The organism is Xanthomonas sp. NCPPB 2586 (assembly GCF_041475775.2).
GTDB lineage: Bacteria > Pseudomonadota > Gammaproteobacteria > Xanthomonadales > Xanthomonadaceae > Xanthomonas > Xanthomonas campestris.
Genome location: NZ_CM192981.1, coordinates 933,195 through 957,768, shown reverse-complemented (window position 1 = coordinate 957,768; position 24,574 = coordinate 933,195). Strand labels below are relative to the sequence as shown.

The window sequence follows — 24,574 nt, the reverse complement described above, 5'->3', positions numbered from 1 at the left end:
ATGCCTGAGCAAGCCGCTGTTTGCCGAGCGTTGTGCGCCCGCGTGGCACCCGCAAATGTCCTGCAAGCGACCGCCACCGCAAGGCCTGCCCGACACGTGGCGTGCACGAACTGATTACACTCTGGCTTTTCCGCAGTGCGGTGCCATGGCCAAACATCCCGAACGCGCCACTCCTGCTGCACGCCCGCAGATGGCCGACATCGCGCGCATGGCGGGCGTGTCCGAGTCCACCGTGTCGCGTGCGCTGGCCGGCAGCCCGGTGGTAGCCGAGCGCACCCGTGCCTACATCAAGCAGATCGCCGCCGATGCGGGGTATCAGGTCGATCCGGTGGCACGCAGCCTGCGCGCCAAGCGCTCCAACACGGTGAGCGTGGCGGTGCCGATGATGCATGCGCTGGACCAGCCGCTGTCGGACCCGTTCCTGATGACCATGCTCGCGCTGCTGGCCGAAGAACTCACCGGCCGTGGTTACAGCATGCTGTTGTCCAAGCTCAATCGGCATCAGGACGGCTGGGTGGAACAACTCGCACGCGGTAGCCGCTCCGATGGCGTGATTGTGCTCGGGCAAAGCTCCGAACATGCCGCGCTGGATGCGGCCGCACGCGATGGCCTGCCGATGGCGGTGTGGGGCAGCCGGATCGACGGGCAGTCCTACATCAGCGTGGGCAGCGACAATTTCCAGGGCGGCGCACTGGCCACCGAGCACCTGATCGCCAGCGGCCGCCGGCGCATCGCCTTCCTGGGCGATGACCAGCTTCCCGAAGTGGCGCCGCGCTTTGCCGGCTACCGGCAGGCGCTGGAGCAGCATGGCCTGGAGTTCGACACGCGCCTGCACGCGCGCAGCCACTTCCTCAGCGAGGACGCCTACCGGCTCACCCGCGCCATGCTCAAGAAGACCGACGCACCCGATGGCCTGTTTGCCGCCTCCGACGTGATTGCGGTCGGCGCGATCCGCGCCCTGGTCGAAGCCGGCCACCGCGTGCCGCAGGACATTTCACTGGTGGGCTTCGACGATATTCCGCTGGCCGCCTACAGCCAGCCGCCGCTGACCACCGTGCAGCAGGATCTTGGCCTGGCCGCCCGCCTGCTGGTGGACCGGCTGCTGGCATTGATCGCCGGCGAAGCAGTGGACTCGGTGGAGATGCCGGTGAAGCTGGTGGTGCGCGAGTCGGCTTGATTCGGGATTCGGGATTCGGGATTCGGGATTCGGGAATCGGGAATCGGGAATCGGGAATCGGGAATCGGGAATCGGGAATCGTAAGAGCGTGCGTCCTGGACGGATTGCGCGCAATCACTTGATGCTGCAATCCGCTTTTTAGCGGCAAAACGTTGCGACACCTTGCTGGCAACTAGGCCGCCACGGCCTTGGGTTTGCGGATGCGTACGCACAACATCGCCACCGCTGCAGCCAACATCAGTGCGCCGGCCAGGCGGATCACGTTGCGCGGGTCGCCGTGCAACAGCGGTTCGTAATACAGCGGCAGGGTCACGATCTGGATCAGCATCGGCAGCACGATGAACAGGTTGAACAGGCCCATGTACACGCCGGTGCGCTCGGGCGGAATGCTGTCGGCCAGCATCAGGTAGGGGTTGCCCATCATGCTGGCCCAGGCCAGGCCAATACCGATCATAGGCAGCAGCAACAACCAACGGTTCTCGATGCCCGGCAATACCCACATGCCCACGCCAGCCGCCAGCAGGCAGGCCGCGTGCGTGTACTTGGGGCCAACGCGCCGCACCACCGGCACCATCGCAAAGGCCGCCAGAAACGCGATGAAATTGTAGAAACCGCCGATCTGCCCGTTGACCAGCCCGGCCTCGCGGAAGCCGTGCGAGTTCGCCTCGGTGGTGCCGAACAAGGTGGTCGACAGCGACAGCACGATGTACTGCCAGTAGCTGAAGATCGCATACCACTGAAACAGCATCACCGGCGCCAGCTGGCGCATGGTCGGCGGCATGTCGCGCAGGGCGCTGCCGATTTCGCGCAGCGTGGCGCCCAGCCCGGTGCCGGCCTTGCGCATGCGCGCGATCTCCGCCGCGGGCACCACCGGCTCGCGCACGCTGCGCGCGGTGAGCAGGATCGAGGCGGCCGAAAAGCCGGCGCCGATCACGAACGCGGCAATGGTCACGTACGGGATGTGGTGCGCATTGGCCGCGTCCTGGCTCATGCCGAACCACACCAGCAAGGGCGGGGTGAGATAGGCCAGCGTCTGCGCCAGCCCGGTAAAGGCGCTCTGTGTGAGATACCCCAACGGCCGCTGCGGTGGCGCCAGCACGTCGCTGACCAGAGCGCGGTACGGCTCCATCGCGACGTTGTTTGCGGCGTCCAGCACCCACAGCAGGCAGACCGCCATCCACAATGCGGTACTGAAGGGCATCGCCAGCAGGCACAGGCTGCACACCAGCGCGCCGAGCACCATGTAGGGCATGCGCCGACCCCAGCGCGTCACCGAGCGATCGCTCAAGGCGCCGACGAACGGCTGCAGCACCAGGCCGGTGATCGGCCCGGCCAGCCACAGGTACGGCAGGCTGGCGTGGTCGGCACCCAGGTAGTTGTAGATCGGGCTCATGTTGCTCTGTTGCAGCCCGAAGCTGTATTGCACACCGAAGAACCCGGCATTGAGGGCCAGGATGCGTGCGAAGGAAAGCGGAGGAGCGGTCGACGACATACAGGGTCCAGGCATCGGTGCGGCTCCCAGTGGCCGCAGCGCACTCTACCCTGGTCGCTTTGCAATCGATTGTAACGCTGCGCCGCAGCACGGACGCTCGCCCGCTTGTCCATCTTTGGTTATCGCAAAAAATGCTGCAACGCAGGATTGCAATCGATTGCATTAGGGCGTATCACTCCGCTCGCACTGCAGGCCACCCGGCCATCCCTGGGAGGGGACGACGCAGGGCGTCGACACACCACCACCCGTGAGAGAGAGAATCGCGATGTCCACCTTGCACACCCTGCGCCTGCACGCTTTGGCCTGCGCGGTCACCACCTGCCTGTGCGCGCCGCTCGCGCTGGCCCAGGACGCCACCCCGCCCGCACCCGCCACCCCGCCGGCCGCCGACAGCGCCGCGGTCAACCTGGACTCGGTGTTCGTCACCGGCACCTCCACCGCCACCACCAAGCTCAAGTCCAGCGTGTCGGTCAGCACCGTGGGTGCGGAGGCGATCGAGCAATCGGCCCCGCGCAGCACTGCAGAAATCTTCCGCAACATTCCCGGTATCCGCTCCGAGTCCAGCGGCGGCGAAGGCAATGCCAATATCGCCGTGCGCGGCCTCCCCGTGGCTTCCGGCGGCGCCAAGTTCCTGCAGCTGCAGGAAGACGGCCTGCCGGTGATGGAGTTCGGCGATATCGCCTTCGGCAACGCCGATATCTTCCTGCGCTCGGATTTCACGATGGATCGCATCGAAGCGATCCGCGGCGGTTCGGCCTCGACGTTTACCAGCAATGCGCCCGGCGGCATCATCAACTTCATCAGCAAGACCGGCGACACCGAAGGCGGCAGCGTCGGCGTCAGTCGCGGCCTGGACTACGACAACACCCGCATCGACTTCAATTACGGCGCGCCGTTTGCCGAGCACTGGCAGTTCAACATCGGCGGCTTCTTCCGCCAGGGCGACGGTGTGCGCGATGCCGGCTACACCACCGACAAGGGCGGCCAACTCAAGGCCAACCTCACCCGCCTGTTCGAGAACGGCTACGTGCGTGTGTACGGCAAATACCTCAACGACCGTGCCGCCGGCTATTTGCCGGTGCCCACCTCGGTGCGTGGCCGCGACGGCTCGCCGGACCTGGGCGGCTTCCCCGGTTTCGATCCCGGCAACGACACCTTGTACAGCCGTAATTTCCGCACCGATGTCGGCCTGGATGGCAACAACCAGCCGCGCCGCACCGACCTGGGCGACGGCATGCACCCGATCTCCCGCACCATCGGCGCCGAAGCCTGGTTCGACCTGGGCAATGGCTGGAACCTGAGCGATAAATTCCGCATCGCCGACAACAGCGGCCGCTTCGTCAGCCCGTTCCCGGCCGAAGTCACCGATGCCGCCGCACTGGCATCGTCCATCGGCGGCGCCGGCGCGCAGCTGGTGGAAGCCGGTGGCGCCAATGCCGGCCAGGCCTACACCGGCACGGCCATCCGCACGCATCTGTTCAATGTCGCCATCAACGATCTGGGCAATGTCACCAACGACCTCAGCCTCTCGCGCGAGTTCGGCGGTGACGGCCGCACCCTCAACCTGCGCATGGGCTACTACACCTCGCGCCAGACCATCGACATGGACTGGACCTGGAACTCCTACGTGCAGAGCCTGGGCCGCGACTCGCGCCTGCTCAATGTGGTCGACGCCGCAGGCGTGTCGCGCTCGCTGAACGGCCTGTACGCCTACGGCACGCCGTTCTGGGGCGATTGCTGCATCACCCGCAGCTACGACGTGCGCTACGACGTCAACGCACCGTACGTGGCGCTCACCTTCGACAGCGGCAAGCTCAGCATCGACGGCAGCCTGCGCTACGACATGGGCGATGCGCGCGGCAACTACTCCGGCACCGCCATCGCGCAGAACCTGGACGTCAACGGCGATGGCGTGATCCAGCCGGTGGAGCAGCGCGTGGCCACCGTGGACACCGCCAATGCGCGGCCAGTGGACTACGACTGGAATTACCTGTCGTACTCATTGGGCGGCAATTACCTGATCAACGACGACCTGGGCGCATTCGCACGCGTCAGCCGTGGCGCACGCGCCAATGCCGACCGCTTGCTGTTCGGCGTGATCCGCGACGATGGCTCGGTGACCTCCGATGAAGCGGTGAACGTGGTGCGGCAGACCGAAGCCGGCCTGAAGTGGCGCCGCGACGGCCTGAGCCTGTTTGCCACCGCGTTTGCCGCGCGCACCCAGGAGCAGAACTTCGAAGTCACCAGCCAGCGCTTCTTCAACCGTAGCTACAAGGCGCACGGCATCGAACTGGAAGCCAGCTACCGCTACGAGGGCTTCACCGTCAACGGCGGCGTGACCTGGACCGATGCAGAAATCGCCAGGGACCAGATCACCCCGGAGAACACCGGCAACGTGCCGCGTCGCCAGGCCGACTTCGTGTGGCAGCTCACCCCGAGCTACCGCGGCGACGGCTACCAGTTCGGCGTGAACCTGATCGGCACCACCGAGGCCTACACGCAGGATTCCAACCAGCTGAAGATGCCCGGCTACACGCAGGTGAACCTGTTCGGCGACTACCGCATCACCGATGCGCTCACCGTCGCGTTGAACGTCAACAACCTGTTCAACACGTTCGGGCTGACCGAAGCCGAGGAAGCCACGATTCCGGCCAACGGCATCATCCGCGCACGTTCGATTGCCGGCCGCACCACCAGCCTCAGCCTGCGCTACGACTTCTAAAGGACCCGCGCCGGGCCCTGCCCGGCTTTCCCCATGATCGCTTCCTCCCCCATCGACGCCGCTGCACTGCGCGCCAGCGTCGCCGCCGCACTGGATCCGTCCACTGCCGCAGCAACACTGGCGCGTTTCGATACGCATGCCCCGCGCCTGCTCGACGCGCTGTCCACGCTCTACGGCGCCCGTGCCGACTACGCCAGCTGGTTGCCACAGTGGCTGAGTGCACTGGGCGTGGTCGCGCAGGCGCGGCCAGCGGCCTTGCGGCACCTCGACGACAGCCGCGCACCGGGCTGGTTCGGCCAGCAGGACATGCTGGGCTACAGCGCCTACGTGGACCGTTTTGCCGGCACGCTGCGCGGTGTTGCCGAGCGCGTTCCGTATCTGCAGGAACTGGGCGTGCGGTATCTGCACCTGCTGCCATTCCTGCGCGCACGCGCCGGCGACAACGACGGCGGTTTTGCGGTCAGCGATTACGGCCAGGTGGAGCCGGCCCTGGGCAGCAACGACGATCTGGTCGCACTCACCGCACGCCTGCGCGCGGCCAACATCAGCCTGTGCGCAGATTTCGTGCTCAACCACACCGCCGACGACCACGCCTGGGCACTGGCTGCACGCGCTGGCGATACGCGTTATCTCGACTACTACCATCACTTCGCCGACCGCAACGCACCGGACCAGTACGACACCACCCTGGTGCAAGTGTTCCCGCAGACCGCGCCCGGCAACTTCACCTGGGTGGACGAGACCCGGCAGTGGATGTGGACTACGTTCTATCCCTATCAATGGGATTTGAACTGGAGCAACCCGGCGGTGTTCGGCGAGATGGCCTTGGCGATGCTGGAGCTGGCCAATCTGGGCGTGGAAGCGTTCCGGCTCGATTCCACGGCCTACCTGTGGAAACGCCCGGGCACCAACTGCATGAACCAGCCCGAGGCACACACCATCTTGGTGGCATTGCGTGCCGTGGCCGACATCGTGGCGCCCTCGGTGGTGATGAAGGCCGAAGCCATCGTGCCGATGGCGGAACTGCCGCCCTACTTCGGCAGCGGCGTGCAGCGCGGGCACGAGTGTAACCTGGCCTATCACAGCACGCTGATGGCGGCTGGCTGGTCAGCGCTGGCCCTGCAACGCGGCGACATCCTGCAGGACGTGATCGCGCATAGCCCACCGCTGCCGCCCAACTGCGCCTGGCTCAGCTACGTGCGCTGCCATGACGACATCGGCTGGAACGTGTTGCAGCACGAGGCCGCAGGCACTGCCGCGCAGCCTCCGTTCTCGCTGCGCGAGGTGGCGCAGTTCTACGCCAACGCCGTGCCCGGCAGTTACGCGCGCGGCGAAAGTTTCCAGAGCAGCGGCGATGGCGTACACGGCACCAATGGCATGAGCGCGGCATTGGTGGGCGTGCAGGCTGCGCACGAACACGCCGATGCGGCGGCGGCCGCCCGTGCGGTGGACCGCCTGGTGTTGCTGTACGCCGTGTCGCTGGCGATGCCGGGTGTTCCGCTGATCTACATGGGCGACGAGCTGGCACTGCCCAACGACACCGCCTACCTGGACGATGCGCAGCGGCGCCACGAAGGACGCTGGCTGCATCGCCCGGCGATGGCGTGGGAGCTGGCCGCGCAGCGGCATGACCCCGCCACCTTGGCAGGTACGGTGTACACGCGCTTGCGTGCATTGATCCGGCTGCGTGCGGGCCTGCCTGCGCTGGCTGCCACGCAATCGCTGGGCAGCGTCGCCCTCGGTGACGCACGGCTATTCGCGCTGACGCGTGGCGACAGCTTCCTGGCGGTGCACAATTTCAGCGAAGTGCCACTGCCGGTGGATCTCACCCAGGCCGGACATGCGCAATGGGCTGTGCTGGACACCGACGGCACTGGTGATTTGCCTGCGCCGTGTACGGAGCTGTTGCTTCCGGCCTATGGCGTGCGCTGGTTGCAGCGTCGTTTAATCATGGGTTGATCTAGACCGCACTCGGCAAAGCGGCCGCGGTGCGCGTCGCGTGTCGATGCTTGATGCGCGAGGTACTGGAGTGCCTCGCCGACTCGACGCCCGCGCTTCGCCATACGACGCGGTTTCGCACCCAGCCAACGCTGCATCGCAGCGTGTACATCGGCAATAAAAAAGCACGCCGGTCAGGGCGTGCTTTTTCTCATCGCATATGCTCGACCCGACGACCGCGCCGCCGCACAAATGAGATGCAGCTGCTGGCGCGTTAACGCGCCAGCAGCTGCATCTCAGCGCTTGCCCAGGCTCAACAGCGTTTCCGCAGTCTTCTCGGACGAAGCCGGATTCTGGCCAGTCACCAGCATGCCGTCGGTGACCACATGCACGCCCCAGTCGGCGCCCTTTTCATACTGGCCGCCGAGCTCGATCAGCACGTCTTCCACCAGGAACGGCACGATCTTGGTCAGACCCACGCCTTCCTCTTCGCCATTGGTGAAGCCGGTAACGCGGCGGCCATTGACCAGCGGCTTGCCGTCGGCGCCCTTGACCCGACGCAGCGCGCCCGGTGCGTGGCAGACCAGACCATGTGGCTTGTTGGCAGTGGCGAACGCTTCGATCAGCGCGATCGAGTGCGCGTCTTCGGCCAGATCCCACAGCGGGCCATGACCACCCGGATAGAACAGCACATCGAACGCATCTGCCTTGATGTCGGCCAGGCGCTGCGTGCTTGCCAGCGCCTGCTGGGCTTCTGGATCCTGCTTGAAGCGCTTGGTCGCCTCGGTCTGCGCGTCGGGCTCGTCACTCTTCGGGTCCAGCGGCGGCTGGCCGCCCTTCGGCGAGACCAGGGTGATCTGCGCGCCTGCGTCCTTGAACACGTAGTACGGCGCGGCGAATTCTTCCAGCCAGAAGCCGGTCTTCTTGCCGGTATCGCCCAGCTGGTCGTGGGAGGTGAGCACCATCAGAACATTCATTGGATTGCCTTGGGTTATCGCCCCTGACTCGGGCAAGGCGGCCAGTCTGCGGTTCAGCCCGTTGCAGCGCCGTGTAGAGCGCGTGGGCGCCGCGCGCACGGTTCAGACATTCATCGCCGGCGGCTGCAGCTGATCCATGCGGATGCGGTTGGCAAACAACGAGAACGCCAGCATGCCGGCCAGCCCGCTGACACGGCTCACCCACGGCGGCAGCCAGCGTGGCGCCACCAGCACACCGCTTTCGAACAGCGGCGCAAAGCGCGCCACATCGCCCAGCGCCATCTTGCCGGCGAACAAATACCGGCAGCGCTGCAACTGATCGCGCTGCAAGGCATGCCGGAAGAACGTGTGCACCGCCACCAGCCCGCGAAGGTACACCGTGTCCTTGGTGAAGGCACCGCCACCGCTGGTCGGCACGCCGCGGAACACGCGCTGCGCGGAGGAAAAACTTTCCGGCGGGCTTTGCCCGCTCTCGGTGAAATAGCGAAAGATCTCGATGAAATCGGCACCGGAGCGCGCCATCGCAATCGCTTCGATGCGCAGGCTGATGCGCTTCATGCGTTCGATGTCGATGCTGCCGGTGATCTGCTCGGCAAAGGTCGCCAGGCCTTCCTGCGTGGCGGTGGTGCGTGGCGAAGAAATCCCCAGGCTGGGCAGGTGCACCTGCGCACGCCCGTTGAGCGCCGTGAGCGAGTGCACCAATGCTTCGTGATGGAACAACTGCGCGCGATCGTAATCGCTGAAGGTTGCGCCGCTACGCAGCCGGATGCGGTGCGCACCGGCCGCGGCCTTGGCCAGCAGGTCCGGGTCCAGCGTCACGGTGATCACGCGGCCTTCGAAAAACGCATCCAGATCGTTCTGCAGTTGCATGCGCAAGGCCGTCGCCGACACCGGCACCTGTTCTTCCGGCGCCAGCAATTCACGGTCCAGCTCCTGCGCGATCTGGATGAAGTGCCGCGCAGCCTCGCGCGTGCTCGGCCCATTGCCCGGCATCGGGTCGTCCGGCACACCAAACAGCTGTGCCGAGTAATCACTCACCGCTGCGGTGCCCAGCGATTCCAGCAAACCGGCCGCCAGCCCCCAGCTATGCGCCGAATCGATCAAATACGCGCCGAGCGGATGCTGCGGGTCGGCGGCCTTCGCAATGACGGCCAGCTCGCGCCGGGTATCGCCAAAATCCAGTACCGGGTACTCCACCTGCGGCAGCTCTGGCTGCCCGCGCGCCACGCTCTGCAGGAAGGGCTCCTGCAGCGAGCGCGGCCAGCTCGCCAAGGCGAGCAATTTGACCCCGCGCACCGCCTTGACCAGACGCGCATCCAGCGCCGCGTGGTGGACGATGTCCGGCGGCCCCTTGCGCGATGGCATCAGCGCCGTCCGGGACGATCGACGCTGGCAGGCCGCTTGCCCGAGCCCTTGCCACGATTATTCTGCGCAACACGGGTGGCGAGTTTTTCAGCTGCACTGGCCACTTCTACGCGCAGCTTCATGTAGTTGGCCACGCGCTCCGGGTCCAGCTGATCGGCCTCGATCGCCGCACGCACCGCACAACCGGGTTCGGCGATATGCGCGCAATCGTTGAAGCGGCATTGCGCTGCCAAGGCCTCCACATCGGAGAAACCGCCCTCGGCCAGATCTTCTTCACCGGTGGGCTTGAGCTCGCGCATACCGGGCGTATCGATCAGGCAGGCACCGGATGGCAACGGAATCAATGCACGGTGCGTGGTGGTATGCCGGCCGCGCGAATCGTTCTCGCGCACCGCATTGGTCTTCATTCGTTCCGTGCCGAGCAAGGTGTTGGTCAGCGTCGACTTGCCGGCGCCCGACGAGCCCACCAGCACTGCGGTGCGGCCATCGCCCAGCCACGGACGCAGCGCCGCCACGCTGTCCGGATCCTTGGCATTGACCGTGAGCAGCGGGATGTCTTGCGCGGCCAATTCTTCCAGCACAGCCAACGCGTCGTCGGCGTACTCGGTCTGGTCGGCCTTGGTCAGTACCACCACCGGTTCGGCACCGCCGCCGCCGACCAGCAACAGATAGCGCTCGATGCGGCGCGGATTGAAGTCCGCATCCAGCCCGCACACGATGAACACCGTATCGATATTGGCCGCGATCACCTGCTGGTGGTAATGCTCGCCGGCCGCACCGCGCTTGATCGAAGTGCGCCGCGGCAGCAAGGCCACGATGCGCTTGCCGTCCATCAGCACCCAATCGCCCACCGCCGCCCGCTCATGGCTAGGAAAGCGCGGCCGCTGCCACTCCGGCAACGACTCCGCCTTGAGACTGGCCTCCGGCGTATCGGCCACCACATAGCCGGTGCGATGCTGCTCCACCACCCGCGCCGGCAGCGCCTGCGGATGCACGGCGAAGAGCGCCTGCCAGGCAGCCTCTTCAGGCGGCCCAGGCCAGGGCCAGCCGATGGATTGGAGGGTGGGGTAATCGGGGGGTGCGTTGCTCATGGGGCGATTCTAGTGCGGAATGCCGCGTATCACGATCCAACAGTCCGTTCGGGCTGAATCGCAGCAGGCACAACGCCTGCAAAAAACGAACGCTGTACCGTCTGCAGAGCAAGACTTACCGCAGCGATCGCATTGCACGATGAACGCGTTCGCACGGATGGCCAGCAACCGCTGCCGTGCCCAACCGATAACCGATAACCGATGGTGCTCAAAAAAGACAGAAGCCCCCTGCGGGGCCTCTGTCTGCTAACACATTCAACTTCAGAGCAAGGCAGTTTCACGATCAAAACGGGACGTTTGCATCGAAAAAAGCAATCCAGGTTCGACCCTGCCGTAATCGGCGAGCGAAGCGCCGGCAATCCCGGCACCAGACACACTCAGCGCTTCGATCAGCAACCGCGCCTGTGCCGACGATGTCGTACGCGCGACAGCATAGTCTTCACGCTGGAAGATGTCATAGGTAGACGTCTGCACATCAACGCTTTCGGAATCAAACCCGACAACGCTCTCCGAAAGCCCACTCCCAGACTCAGACGCCGCTGGCGATGCAGTGACCAGACTGGACTCTGCTACACGACGTGTGGTCGCCACCCCTGCGGTGCGCGCAGCGGGCATCGGCACAAGCAAGCTGTTGAACTGAGACGCGGAAATCGCGTTTCCTCCAGCCGGCTGTACGTATGCGATCGCATATTCGCCACCTAGAAAGTGATTCGAGACGCGAACCTGTTTACTGGCATCTGCATCCACACGCACAACCAGATCGTTGCCATCTCGATGGAATGCGATGCGGCTACGTGCCACGCTATAGCCGCTGCTATTGAAGTGCAGCCAATCGGTACCGCCGCCACGATTATCGATCGTGTCGACACCACCGCCGTACATGTATTTATCATTGCCTGCGCCGCCAAGCAGTTGGTCGTTTCCATCCTCGCCTGTCAGCGTATCGTTGCCTGCCCCACCCTCCAGGCGGTCATCGCCCGAGCTGGTACCGTTGCCGCTACCGCCAGTCAGGATGTCGTCGCCATCACCGCCCTGTAGGGTGTCGGCCCCTGCGAGCCCAAACAACTGATCTGCACCTGCCAGCCCACGCATCAGGTCCTTGCCAGCACTTCCTGTAAGCCGATCGGCGGCCGCAGTCCCATCGATGGTGCGGTCGTACTGCACACCAGACCCGCCTGACACCAACTGATTGATCTGCGCAGCCGTCAATGAAGTGCCGCCATCGGGCTGCACATAGTCGATCGCTGCGTCTCCACCGAGAAAGTGATCTTTCACGCGCGCTGCTGGCGTTGCGACATTATCGATCCTGACCAATAGATCGTTCCCCTCGCGCGCAAAGGACAACCTCGCACGCGTCACGCCATCGGCAAAGAACAACCCATCGTTACCACCGCCAGTGTTATCGATGATGTCACTGCCAGATGTCGCATTGACCATATAGGCATCATCCCCCGAACCGCCAACCAAAGTGTCGTTACCTGCACCACCCATCAACGTGTCGTTGCCTTCCATCCCGGTGAGGATATTGTTCGCGGTATTACCTGAAAGATAATTAGCCGATGCATTGCCGGTGGCGTTGATGACCTGCGTTCCGGACAGGAAAACGTTCTCGATATTGGCAGAAATTACGTAGGATACCGATGCCTGCACTTGATCCGTGCCATTTCCGGCCAACTCAATCAGCACATCGTCAGCACCATCAACCAGGTAGACATCATTTCCCGCGCCTCCTTCCAGATAATCGGCGCCTGTGCCGCCATCAAGATAGTCGTCTCCCAGACCACCAAACAAACGATCAACGCCAGCACCACCCCACATCGAGTCATTGCCATCCATGCCAAGCAATTCATCGTTTCCGTCAAGCCCAGACAACCTGTTGTCCGAAGCGTTTCCCACAATCTTGTTGGCCAACGAATTCCCGTTACCCGTCACCACGTTTGTGGCCAACATCAAACTTTCAACGTTGTTTGACAAGATCAGATTAGTATCAAACCATCGTTCTATCGTGTCATAACCTTGACCGGCGGCCTCGATCACCGCATCTCCGCTTGCATCCGTTACATAGAAGTCATCTCCGCCACCACCTTCCATACGGTCGTTACCAAGACCGCCATTGAAGCGATTTGCAGAGGCATTACCGACAAGCACGTTGTCAAGCACATTACCGTCGCCGCTCAATGCGTCCTCGCCTTCCAAAACAAGAGACTCGATGTTCGCCGCCAGCGTAGTGCTGATGGTTGAGTACACCGTGTCAAAGCCTTCACCAGACGCTTCTACCGACAAGTCTCCGATGTCATCGACAACATATGTATCGTCACCGCTGCCCCCTCGCATCGTGTCCGCACCTTCCCCTCCGTCAAGATGATTCGCGCCGGAATTACCGACCAGCACCTGCGTGCCGACACCGGTGATCACCGAGTAAGCGCCACTCCCTTCGGCCAGCACCACGCGCTCAATCGTTCCGGATGCTTCATCAAGCAGAACATAATCGACATATGTCTCTACGGTATCCTCGCCCTCTCCATGCAGCTCGACAATGCTTTCGTTGCCTGCCCGTACTATGTACACATCATCACCAAGACCACCGACCAGACGATCCTGCCCACCATTACCATCCAAGCGATCGTTACCTGCTAGCCCGCGAATATCCTCACCTGCGTCTGTTCCAATCAATACGTCGTCGGCAACTGTACCCTCGATCAGGCCCCGCACTGTCAGCTGGATACTGGCCGTTGCAGTCTGGCCCCAACTGTCGGTCGCGGCAATCGATATATAGAGCGAGGAAGCAGAATCCATGGGCGCGACTCCGGATAGCGCACCCGTAGTGGAATCGATGATCAACCATGATGGAGCATCTGCAGCCAGGTTATATGTCAGCCTGTCGCTAGATTCATCGGTAAATGATCCTTGCGGCAAGGTATAAGCCAGTTCATCGCCCGCAGTCACCACCGCGCTCATCACCAACATACTGGCAACTGGTGGCTTGTTGACCAAAGGCAGTTGATGCAAATCTCCATGACGGGTTGATTGATCAGCTCGGAAATAAAATTCCTTAACCGTCCCACCGAACCGCTCGCTACCATCTTCGCCGACGAACCAATAACCACTTATGGTCACGACATCACTCGACGCGAGCATCTTAATCAACAGGTCATTCCCACTCCTAGACCAAACCACCTCATCCGGAAGAACATCCGACGCAAAATCCAGCACGTCGTTCCATTCACCACTGTTAGGAGACCCCTTGATGATGTCGCTTCCGTCCCCTAAAGAATATTGGATATTATCCTTTCCATAGCCAAGATTAATTTCATCATTGCCACGCCCACCACTCAAATTAGCGCTGTAACCAAAATAAGCATATAACTTATCGTCCCCATCACCGCCATACAACACATCCGACGCTCTAACTTCTGCACGACCATAAAGCAGGTCATTGCCCGCACCGCCGCTAAGGACGCTACCATTGGCATTTCCATAAATAATATTATTCTGTGAGTTCCCTTGCAACGATGCGCCACTCCTAATGCTCGCATCGAATCTGAATATCTCGACATTACTCCATTCAGGGACATTGAAAAATCCGCTCCATGTCGAACCCTGAATCGCCATCACAATGACGGTATCCACTCCTTCATCAACGCTCTCTACGACAGAATCGAGCAGGTCGACCAAATAGGTGTCGTTGCCCGCACCGCCGATTAGCGTATTTGCAGCTTCCGACGTTGAGCCAGACAATCGATTGTTGCCACCATTGCCGGTCGCAGTCGTCGCAGACGAGCCTGCCAACTCGATATTTTCCAGATCCAGACGGCCCGAGATGGAATAGGAGAATCCAGCCCTCACCGTATCATTGGAGTTATAGTCGGTGACTTGCTCGATGATAACATCATTCAAACTATCGACCACGTACGTGTCGTCGCTATCGGCACCCATTAAAATGTCGTTACCGACACCGCCATCGAGAAGATACTTGCGATAGCGCAGACCGCCAAAGCCAACCTTCCAATTGAGACTTATCCGGTTATCCAGCTCATTGCCCACAAGCATACTCGGCACGTTCATATACCAGAACGACGCTCCCGTGGCCACCAAATTCTCGATGTTCGCTCCAAGATTTACATTGTAATAATTACTATATACCGTGTCAGTGCCACCATTAGCATATTCTTCGATTTCTACGGTGTTCGTCGCCGGGATATTTACGGAGCCAGTGAGATTATGATTCCAATAGTACCTATCATCTCCTTCCCCACCGATAAATCGATCAAGCGAACCATCCCGCGTGATATAGAAATTGTCGGCACCACTACCACCATAGACGACGTCGGCACCTTCGCCATCGTAAAGATCATCATCGCCAATACCGCCATCCAACACATCGTCCCCGGCATCCCCGGCGATACTGTCGTTTCCTGCTCCACCCGACAAAGTATCGTTGCCTAAGCCGCCAGAGATCTGCTCCGGTGCGAATCCACCCGTGTAATTATCGCCCCCTGCGTTACCTGACCACCACCGCAGATTGAAATCTGCGGCAGTCAGCTGCTTGCCGTCCGCAAACTCGATTACATGCTGAGGGGCGCCAGCGGCGAGGAATCCTTCCAACTGAATGACGTTTTCGATCGTTCCACTAGAACTCCCGATCATAATAAACAGATTGTTTCCTGAAACCTGGTAATTACTGATGCGAGACGAGGTGATGCCTTCCTCCAGAACGACCCTGTCGACGCCAGCGTCCGTTTTATCCAGGCCGGAGATCGTATCCACACCCGATCTCCAGGAAATGCGATAAACATCATCACCGGCACCGCCCACCATCACATCGTTCCCGACACCTCCGATCAGGATATCGTTACCGGCGCCACCATCAAGGAAATCGTCGCCACCACCAGCTTGGATGGTGTCGCTCCCGGCACCGCCATACAGCCGGTCCGCTCCGTCTCCTCCATCCAATGCATCGTCTCCGCTACCACCCGAAGAGGGCGTTGCATAGAAGAACGGATTATCAAATGTGGAACGATCAAAGCTGCGCCCGTCTGCCGCAAGCAATTTGGCGTTGGCTCCTGCAGAAAAGAAGCCGGAGACGAGCAATTGATCGCTACTCTGGACAACGGCGACCAACAGATCATCACCGGTACGAGAGAAGACCAACTCATTGCTGGCGATTCCGCCGATCAGCCTAATAGTGTCCGTGCTCCCGGTAGTCAGTCGAGCGATATCACTGCCAAACCCCCGATCAAAGAGATAGGTATTGGCGCCAGCCCCCCCTTCGAGGACATCGTTGCCGATGCCGCCGACCAGGGTATCGTTGCCCTCGCCACCATAGAGTGTGTCGGCGCCTTCGTTCCCGTATAACGTGTCCCCACCGCCGTCTCCTGAAATGTGGTCGTCCCCCGCATTGCCGGAGATCGAGTCCACACCATCGCCGCCGGACAATCGATCGTTGCCGTCATTGCCATTGACGATATCGTTGCCTGCGCCGCCGTCAATGACGTCGTCGCCAGCGTTGCCGGCGAGTTGATCATCACCCGCTTGACCGTATAACCGGTCCGCACCGTCGTCGCCATTGAGCAGATCGCCGCCCTCGCCTCCTATCAGTGAGTCGTCTCCCGCCCCACCCGCCAACTGATCGTCTCCCGCTCCACCGATCAGCACATCTGCACCGATACCACCGGAAAGCAGATCCTCGCCGTCTCCGCCGTCGAGCCGGTCGTCGCCACTGTCACCCCAGAGTTTGTCGTTCTCCAGGCCGCCCGCCATTTGGTCGTCGCCTTCGCCACCCGAGATCTCGTCGCGACCTGCGCCCCCAAAAATTCTGTCGGCACCGCCGCCGCCCCAGATGCTGTCGTTTCCCGATCCGCCAGTGATCTCATCATCGCCGTGATAGCTCAGTGCCAGCTGGGATGCATCCGCGTCCCCATACAGCAGGTCGTCACCGTCACCACCAAAAATCGTGTCCTTCCCACCAAGACCGAAGATCGTATCCGTGCCTGAACCACCATCGATCCGATCATCGCCATGCGCACTGCCCACAAGGTTCACGTCATCGCCGGCGATGGTGTCATTGCCCGTACCGCCATAGAGCGTATCGGCACCGCCAAAACCCGCGATGTAGTCGTCGCCTTCGCCGCCATCGATCCAGTCGTCTCCATGCAGAGACAGGCCGACGTTGAGATTATCGCCAAGCAGCGTATCGGCACCCGCACCACCATAGACGACGTCGTTACCGCCACCCGCATCGATCTGATCGTCGCCCTCGCCGCCATCAAGGTAATCGTTTTCCTCTCCCTGTATCTCCTGAGCGCCCGGCTTTCCAAAGCCGAACAGGAGGTCGTTGCCATCGCCACCAAACAGACGATCGCTACCACCGTAACCGTAAATCCGGTCGTCGCCAGCATCCCCACTGAGTGTGTCGCTGCCTCCCTCTATGGCGCCGGGCGATACCTGTCCTAGATACAAAGACTCTAAGGTTGAGTCGCTGACATCGCCGACAATTAGATCGTTTCCTTCCCCGCCGTTGACAACATCGTTGTCCTGCCCTCCATTCAACTCATCGTTGCCCGCACCACCCAAGACAACATCTCTGCCTTCGCCAGCGTAAATGACGTCATTGCCGCCGCCGCCGTCGATCACATCGTTGCCACCCACAGCATCGCCACCGGAGAGCCATTGACGGGCATGCACGATGAGTTTCCCGGCGCTGTCCATCTGGACAAACCAATTTCGCCCCTTGGCAACGACAGTAGCGCCAAATGTCGCGACCTCTTCCTCAAAGCGTTGCAGCTCCGTCTTTCCGTTTTCATCGACAGCCGCATTGTCGAGCTCGCGCAGATCCGGATACCCCGAATTGTCAAGGATGACGTCGTTGCCATCCCCACCCAGGAGCACGTCGTCTCCGGCACCGCCAGCAATCAGGTCGTCACCTCGACCGCCTTCAAGGTGATCGTTACCGAGTCCGCCGCTCAGGCCATCGTTGCCGCCTAGTCCGGATACCCGGTCATCCCCCGCATTTAAGCGGGCATCGCCGAAAGCATCGGCCTCATCGCTCATTGCCGATGTCGAGACAACCGCAATTTCTCCACCCAGCGAGATGCCCAACTGCCCGTTCTGCCATCGCTCAACATGGATTGTGTCGCCACTGAGCAGATTGGTGATCATTAATCTATTGACCGGGTCTGCAATCAGGGTCAATCGCAAGTTACCGGTGGAATCGGCCCAGGTCGTCTCCGTCAGGCGGACACCTGCCGTCACTGCTACGTTGTCGACATACACAGCGCCATCGCCGCCGCTGTCGTAGATGCGATCTGTATTGACTAGAAGGGATTCGTTGGTAAAAAAGCGGTATGTGTCTAATCCTGCGCCACCGTACAGGAGATCATCGCCCGATCCACCACTGATATCGTCGTCGCCGTTGCCGCCCAAGACCAGATCGTCGCCGCCACCAACTGCGATGGTGTTGTTGCCGTGTAGAGCCACCACCACGTCCGAGCGCACGTCGAAATCGGAACCGACGTAGTGCATGGCGGCGCCATCCTGAACGCCCCAGCGTGCACGCTCCAGAAGATTCGTATCGAGGGCAAGGTTTTGTGTTCTTGCAGAGACATATTGGCTGAGTGATTCGATGCCGACCTTCTTCTGGTCACCGAGTGCTTCCGCATCGAAACTGATGTAGCCGTAACTACGCGCCAGAACTTCGGTGAGCCGACCGGTGAATCCTCTTCCTGGCGATCTACCATCTGCTTGTTGATACATCCCGGCTAGCAGAACGTCTACCAAAGCACCAGCCAAATTAATCTCTTTTTCAACACCATTTTCATGGATCACAAATGAATTTTCAGCTCCACGCAAGTTCGTCGCAGCAATTTTCTTCAAGTCAGCCGCAATCAAATCGAGAGACCTCTCCCCCGCCAACTGCCGTTGCACGAGCAATTCAAGCAAAGTGCTATCATCACGACTTGTTGGAGCGATATTCTTGTAAGCGCCCTCGAATATTCTTGGCAGCAGCTCCTTGTAATTTCTTGAAGCCTGAAAGAATTCATCGGAATTCATGAAACCCGCAAGCAGTGTCATCGAATGCAGATTGACGGCCTTCAAGAAATCAGAAACGATTCCACCGCCCCATCCAAAGAGATCTTCTGCCTGGGGATCTAATAGAAGCGGACTTCCATTATTTATCTTGAATGCATTGTCAGTTACGTAGCTAAGCACCTCTCCCGCAACCACGATCTGCTGCACATTGGCTTTCCGCGCGTTGTACTCAAGCTGATCGTAATCTCGGAACGACTGCGGGATATCATACCCAGCAATTTCCAATATAGTTTCATATGCCTCGTACGTAAATGAAGCCGCTGACAACTCGAATGGCGCTTGATCGAAGACGATTGCCTTCTTATCGAAATAGACTGCCATCAACGAAGCAAGGCCACCACCGAGAGAATGGCCGGTAAAACTGGTCTTGGCCGGATCTACATTTTGCAGCTTAAGGACCTCCAGATAGAAGACGGTCGCCTCTAATGACTGAGAGATTGTCCCCAGGCCCGCCGGAATATTGCCCGACAGCCAGTCGTTCACCGTCGCTCCTTCTTCGTTGGTCGTTCCTGCATACGAAACGACCACCTCGCCGGTAGCTACGTTCCTGTAGGCCCGGGCCATGAACCCTGTCACGGATACCGATTCAGCGATCTGGGCCCAACCATCCGGAAGCTGAAGCGTATTCAGCTCGGTTCTGACACTTGATTTAGCTCCATACACATTCGCCGCCAACAATGCATAATCAAGCTGTGCCTTGCTAAAATCCATGGCATATCATCCTTTTAATTTTTAGGTATTTATTTACAAACCGCGTAATCGCGCTTCTTGTAAAAGTCGGAAATCAGTTTTGGAGGGCCGGAACTGGGCTGCCTTGTCACATAAGCAATATCATCCCAAGACAGATAGGTCACAGGTTTGTTAGCATGACGAAAGCCCCAATTCCCGGTTCCCGACAGATTGATACCCATGCGCTCGATAGGCGCTTCATGCTGATCAATCTTCTGCATCACACCCTTGCGCCAGCGATAGACATTGATCAGATAGGAACCCGGAGGCTTGCCGACACAAAACTTTTCAGCATTTTCATCAGCATACACAACCAGATACGCGTCACCTTGGATAACATCGAAAGATCGCAGGCTAGTTGCCCCTTCCATACCGGCACCCTTGGTTGACCAGTGCACACCCAATGGTGCATAGGTGATTTCCTGATAAATAGGGGGCCCATCGTTCGAGTTGGGAAAGCCACTCTTCAGAGCTACTGAATATCGATCCACATCAATGCGCCGCCCATCGCTGAGCCACACCTGCTCTTTCCAGCGCATTGTGTCTTTGTTGCTGCAACCGCTCAACAAGGCGGCAGACATCAGCCCAGCAACCATCGCCCACCTACACATCTTCATCGCGTCGCACCTCGTTGATTACTTCTTTTTTTTAAATTAACCAGCACTCACACCGGTCCAGCGAAAGTGCATCCACGCAATGCCCGCTGCATTGCGTGGATGCACTTCATTGGTTACAGCAGCCTAGCCAAATCACTTCGCCCCTCCTTAATTACAAGATAGGTTTGGTGTTCTAGTATAGAAATCAGAGACCGACCTTGGCGGCTGGTCGTCAAATTGCCCGGTGACTCTCGCAATTTCTTTCCATGACAAGTATTGCGCCCCCCCGCCCAGCCATCCTTACGAAGGATCCAGTGCGCATTCCCGGAAAGATTCATCCGCATCTTATCTAGGGGTGCTTCGTGCTGGTCGATCTCTTGCACCTTCCCATTGCGCCAGCGCAAGACATTCAAAAGAAATTCGCCTTGACGTCTTCCCATGCAGAACTTATCGCGACTTTTCCCGGCAGTTGTAACGAGATATGCATCGCTGCCAGCGATGTAAAAAGACTTTACTTGCGCTGCTCCTTCGTTCTCCCAGAACACTTGCAAAGGGTCGTATCTAAATTCTTGATGGCGCGTGACGATTGACGAAGAATTTGGGAAATCAATCGTCCCTTCTGCCTGATGCTCCACCTCTACAAATCGGCCCTCATCCAACCAGACCTGTTTCTCCCACTTCATCTTTTGCTTGCAGCCAGACGAAAACGTCATGACCAAGGCCAAACCGACGAGCATCAGCAGTTTCATACATTCATCTCTCTCTCAAGGATTCCGAGCCATGCATTCGTAAGGGACTCAACAAATAATCAATCACCCGCCGCTTGCCTGTCTTCACTTCCGCACTCAAGCTCATCCCGGCACTCATCCGCACCTTGACCCCATCGATCTCCAGCGTGCTGCCGTTCAATTTGATGCGCGCGGGGAATACCAACCCGAGTTTTTCGTCCTGCGCGGCGTCGTGGGAGACGCTGGCGACCGTGCCGGTCAGATAGCCGTAGCGGGTGTAGGGGAAGCTATCTATCTTGACGGTAACCGGTTGGCCCGGGCGCATGAAGCCGATGTCCTTGTTCAGAACAGTGACTTCGACCTCCAGTGCTTCTTCGGCCGGCACTACGACGAGTAACGGCTGTGCGGGCGTGACCACACCGCCTACGGTGTGGACGGCGAGCTGCTGGATCGTACCGTCAACGGGTGCGTGCAGCGCCATCAGCTTGTCGCGCTGCCCGGTCTTGGCGACGTCCTGGGTCAGCTGGCCGGCCTGCTCGCTTGCCTGGCGCAAGGCATCCAGTGCCTGCTGGCGTGTGTCGGTGACAAGCACGCGCAACTCTTCCTGCGCCGCGCTGATCGCCGAGCGGATTTCCTGCAGGCGATTGCGCTGTGTGGCGAGCTGGCTTTCTGCGGCGATGCGTTCCTGTTCTCGCAGCAGATAGTCGTGGCGGCCCACGTACTTGCCTTCGACCAGGCGGCCGTAGTCTTCTGCGCGCACTTTCGAAATGCGTGCGGATTCGGCAAGCGGTTCGATCGCGTCCTGGGTGGTCTGCAGTTCGGCCTGGCGTTGGGCGATGCTGGCTTGCAGATTGTGTCGGCGCGCCTGGAATGCGTCGAATTGACTGCTGACCAATTGCTGCTCGCTAGCCACGCGTTCTGCGGGAAGATCCGGAGCGGGACCGAGCTGCGGTGGCTGCCCGGTCGCAATGGCGGTCGCCAACGCTGCCTGGCGTAGCGCGGCCAGCCGAGCGTTGACCAGGGCGTCGCCTGCCTGGGCAAACTCGGCCCCGGTGGCGGTGGCATCGAGTTCGACCAGCAACTGGCCTTTCTTCACTGCCTGTCCGTCGCGCACCAGGATCCTGCGCACCACCGCAGTTTCTACGGTCTGCACCACCTTGGTACGCGAATCGACCACGGTCTTGCCCGGCGCCACGGCGACGATATCGAGCTTGCCCAGGCACGCCCACAGCAGCGCGGCACAGAAGAAGCCGATGATGATGCGCATCGTCCAGCGCGCGGTGGGCGAGACAGGCGTTTCGGTCAGTTCGAGATGCGCGGGCAGGAACGCGCGCTCGTCGGCGCTGCGCGCGGGCGGGTCGAGCTGGCGGCGCACCGCCCAGGCCGATTTGAAGATCTTGAAATAGCGGAGAAAGAAATCGCGCCATCCCTGGAGCAGGTGCTTCATGGTGTCCCCTGTTGCAGTCTGTATAGATGCGCGTACTGGCCTTCCGGCCGGTCGACCAGCTCGGCATGCGAGCCGCTCTCGATGATGCGTCCCTTCTCCACCACGACGATGCGATTTGCCTGCCGCACGGTGGAAAGGCGATGCGCGATGATCAGCACGGTGCGCCCCTTGCAGATCGCGCGCATATTGCTCATCACTGCATGCTCCGACTCGTAGTCGAGCGCACTGGTGGCTTCGTCGAGAATCAAGATGCGCGGATCGCCGATCAGAGCGCGCGCGATCGCAATGCGCTGGCGCTGCCCGCCAGACAAACCGGTGCCGTGCTCGCCAACCTTGGTGTCGTAGCCTTCCGGCAGTTCCAGAATGAAGTCGTGGGCGCCAGCCAGCTTGGCCGCATGGATCACCCGCTCCAGCGGCATGCCGGGATCGGTCAAGGCGATGTTTTCGCGCACGCTGCGGTTGAACAGGAAGTTTTCCTGCAGCACCACGCCCAGCTGACGGCGCAGCCAGGCCGGATCGGCCAGCGCCAGGTCCTGGCCATCGATCAGCACCCGCCCGCGCTCCGGTGTATAGAGCCGCTGCACCAGCTTGGTCAGCGTGCTCTTGCCGGATCCGGAACGGCCGACGATGCCGATGATTTCGCCTGGGCGAATGTCCAGCTCTATCCCGTTGAGCACCTCGGGGGCATCCGGCCGGTAGCGAAACGTGACCCGCTCGAACGTCACCTGCCCACGGATCGGCGGCAGTGCCAGGCGGCTGCCCGGAACCTCGGTGCGCGTATTGAGGATGTCGCCCAGCCGCTCGACCGAGATACCGACCTGCTGGAAGTCCTGCCACAACTGAGCCAGCCGGATGATCGGCGCAGTAACCTGGCCCGACAGCATGTTGAAGGCGATCAACTGGCCGATCGACAGCTTGCCTTCCATCACCAACTTGGCGCCCCAGAACAGCACCGCGACAGCGGTGAGCTTCTGCACCAACTGCACGCCCTGCTGGCCCAGCGTTGCAATGCGGGTGACGTTGAAACCGGCACTGACATAGCCGGCCAGCTGGTTGTCCCAGGTGCGGGTCACGCGCGGATCCACTGCCATAGCCTTGACCGTGCCGATGCCGCTGACCGTTTCCGCCAGGAAGGACTGGTTGTCTGCGCCACGCGCGAACTTGTCGTTCAAACGCTGGCGCAGCACCGGGGTAATCAGTCCCGAGATCGTGGCATACAGCGGCAACGACAGCACCACGATCAAGGTCAGCCAACCGCTGTACCAGAACATCACCGACAAGAAGACCACCGTAAAGAACAGGTCCAGTACCGAGGTCAGCGCCTGCCCGGTCAGGAAGTTGCGGATATTCTCTAGCTCGCGGACACGCGCGATGGTGTCGCCTACCCGCCGCGATTCGAAGTACGCCAGCGGCAGCGACAACACGTGCCGGAACAAGCGTGCACCCAGTTCCACATCGATCTTGCTGGTGGTGTGGGCGAAGACATAGGTGCGCAGGCCCGATAGCAACACATCGAACACCGCCATCGAAACCAGACCAATTGCGATGACGTCCAAAGTTGTCAGGCCGTTGTGCACCAGCACCTTGTCCATCACCACTTGATAGAACAGTGGCGTGATCAGCGCGAACAGCTGGATGAAGAACGAGACGATAAAAACCTCGATCATCAACTTGCGGTACTTGACCACTGCCGGAATGAACCAGCTGAAGTCGAACTTGGCCAGGTCGCCGAGCACCGAAGCCCGCGAGGCCACCTGCAACAATCGCCCCTGGTAACGCGCTTCGAACTCGGCAGGCGAGATGGAGCGCGGCCGCTTTTCGACCAGATCGTGGATCAGGATCTGGTCCGCACCGACCTTGGCGACGATAAAGGCTTCGCCATCCGGCACCAGGGCCAGGGCCGGTAAGGCGGCCATGCCGATCCGTGCGGCCGGCTGGGCAACGACTTTGGCTTTCAGCCCCAACTGCTTGGCGGCCAGCAGCAACGTGGTTTCGTTGAACGGCTCCCCGCCTCGGCCAAACCCATGCGCCAGTTGCACTGCGTCGGCGGCAACCCCATGAAATTGCGCTAGCAGGACCAGCCCCTGTAGTCCCAGATCCGGTCGGTCTTGCACCGACGAGCCGCCCTCGAGCAACGAGAGCGACGCACTTCCCCCTGACATACGCGTTCCTTGCTGTAGAGCCCAAGCCGGGCTCAAGTGATGGAATAGAATCTGGAGATGTT

The 24,574-nt window shown here is 60.7% G+C and carries 12 protein-coding genes and 1 pseudogene; 4 read left to right on the top strand and 9 right to left on the bottom strand.

The window, feature by feature from the left end; all coding sequences use genetic code 11:
• Window positions 1-145: 145 nt before the first annotated feature.
• Window positions 146-1,177: a LacI family DNA-binding transcriptional regulator gene (locus tag ACCQ09_RS04080; RefSeq protein ID WP_011038454.1), complete on the top strand. Its 1,032-nt coding sequence runs from the start codon at window positions 146-148 to the stop codon at window positions 1,175-1,177.
• Window positions 1,178-1,349: 172 nt separating this feature from the next.
• Here the strand turns inward: ACCQ09_RS04080 and ACCQ09_RS04075 are convergent, their stop codons facing one another.
• Window positions 1,350-2,669, bottom strand: a complete 1,320-nt coding sequence (locus ACCQ09_RS04075) for an MFS transporter (protein ID WP_011038455.1) — start codon at window positions 2,667-2,669, stop codon at window positions 1,350-1,352.
• Between the two features lie 265 nt (window positions 2,670-2,934).
• On the opposite strand from ACCQ09_RS04075, the gene ACCQ09_RS04070 reads away from it, so the two are divergent.
• The 3 genes and pseudogenes from ACCQ09_RS04070 to ACCQ09_RS04060 all read left to right on the top strand — a co-directional run bounded on the left by ACCQ09_RS04070 (window position 2,935) and on the right by ACCQ09_RS04060 (window position 7,350).
• Complete coding sequence (locus ACCQ09_RS04070) at window positions 2,935-5,391, top strand: TonB-dependent receptor (protein WP_227971840.1); 2,457 nt, start codon at window positions 2,935-2,937, stop codon at window positions 5,389-5,391.
• A 36-nt stretch (window positions 5,392-5,427) separates the two neighbouring features.
• A pseudogene (locus ACCQ09_RS04065) lies at window positions 5,428-7,207 on the top strand (alpha-amylase family protein); the annotation flags it as partial.
• Window positions 7,180-7,350, top strand: a complete 171-nt coding sequence (locus ACCQ09_RS04060) for a hypothetical protein (RefSeq protein ID WP_487007440.1) — start codon at window positions 7,180-7,182, stop codon at window positions 7,348-7,350. The pseudogene ACCQ09_RS04065 and the gene ACCQ09_RS04060, both read left to right, overlap by 28 nt.
• Before the next feature lie 275 nt (window positions 7,351-7,625).
• Here the strand turns inward: ACCQ09_RS04060 and ACCQ09_RS04055 are convergent, their stop codons facing one another.
• The 8 genes from ACCQ09_RS04055 to ACCQ09_RS04020 form a co-directional block, all read right to left on the bottom strand.
• Window positions 7,626-8,306 (bottom strand): type 1 glutamine amidotransferase domain-containing protein, encoded by a 681-nt coding sequence (locus ACCQ09_RS04055; protein ID WP_040940688.1) that lies wholly within the window; start codon window positions 8,304-8,306, stop codon window positions 7,626-7,628.
• Window positions 8,307-8,408: 102 nt separating this feature from the next.
• Window positions 8,409-9,671 (bottom strand): flavohemoglobin expression-modulating QEGLA motif protein, encoded by a 1,263-nt coding sequence (locus tag ACCQ09_RS04050; RefSeq protein WP_014508918.1) that lies wholly within the window; start codon window positions 9,669-9,671, stop codon window positions 8,409-8,411.
• A complete protein-coding gene (gene rsgA / locus ACCQ09_RS04045; RefSeq protein WP_040940687.1) occupies window positions 9,671-10,762 on the bottom strand; it encodes a ribosome small subunit-dependent GTPase A in 1,092 nt (363 codons plus the stop codon). Before rsgA ends, ACCQ09_RS04050 begins: the two co-directional genes overlap by 1 nt.
• Before the next feature lie 261 nt (window positions 10,763-11,023).
• Entirely contained in the window at window positions 11,024-19,561 is an 8,538-nt protein-coding gene (locus ACCQ09_RS04040; RefSeq protein ID WP_228427753.1) for a Tle-like phospholipase domain-containing protein, read from the bottom strand.
• A 29-nt stretch (window positions 19,562-19,590) separates the two neighbouring features.
• Window positions 19,591-20,160, bottom strand: coding sequence for a hypothetical protein (locus ACCQ09_RS04035; protein WP_228427755.1), 570 nt, complete (start codon window positions 20,158-20,160; stop codon window positions 19,591-19,593).
• Between the two features lie 149 nt (window positions 20,161-20,309).
• Window positions 20,310-20,924 carry a hypothetical protein gene (locus ACCQ09_RS04030; RefSeq protein WP_228427757.1) on the bottom strand — a complete coding sequence of 205 codons (615 nt, stop codon included), beginning with the start codon at window positions 20,922-20,924 and terminating at the stop codon, window positions 20,310-20,312.
• A gap of 4 nt (window positions 20,925-20,928) precedes the next feature.
• Window positions 20,929-22,350, bottom strand: coding sequence for an HlyD family type I secretion periplasmic adaptor subunit (locus tag ACCQ09_RS04025; RefSeq protein ID WP_040940685.1), 1,422 nt, complete (start codon window positions 22,348-22,350; stop codon window positions 20,929-20,931).
• On the bottom strand, window positions 22,347-24,512 hold the full coding sequence (locus ACCQ09_RS04020; protein ID WP_040940684.1) for a type I secretion system permease/ATPase: 2,166 nt from the start codon (window positions 24,510-24,512) through the stop codon (window positions 22,347-22,349). The genes ACCQ09_RS04025 and ACCQ09_RS04020 overlap by 4 nt, the downstream gene beginning before the upstream one ends.
• Window positions 24,513-24,574: the final 62 nt, after the last annotated feature.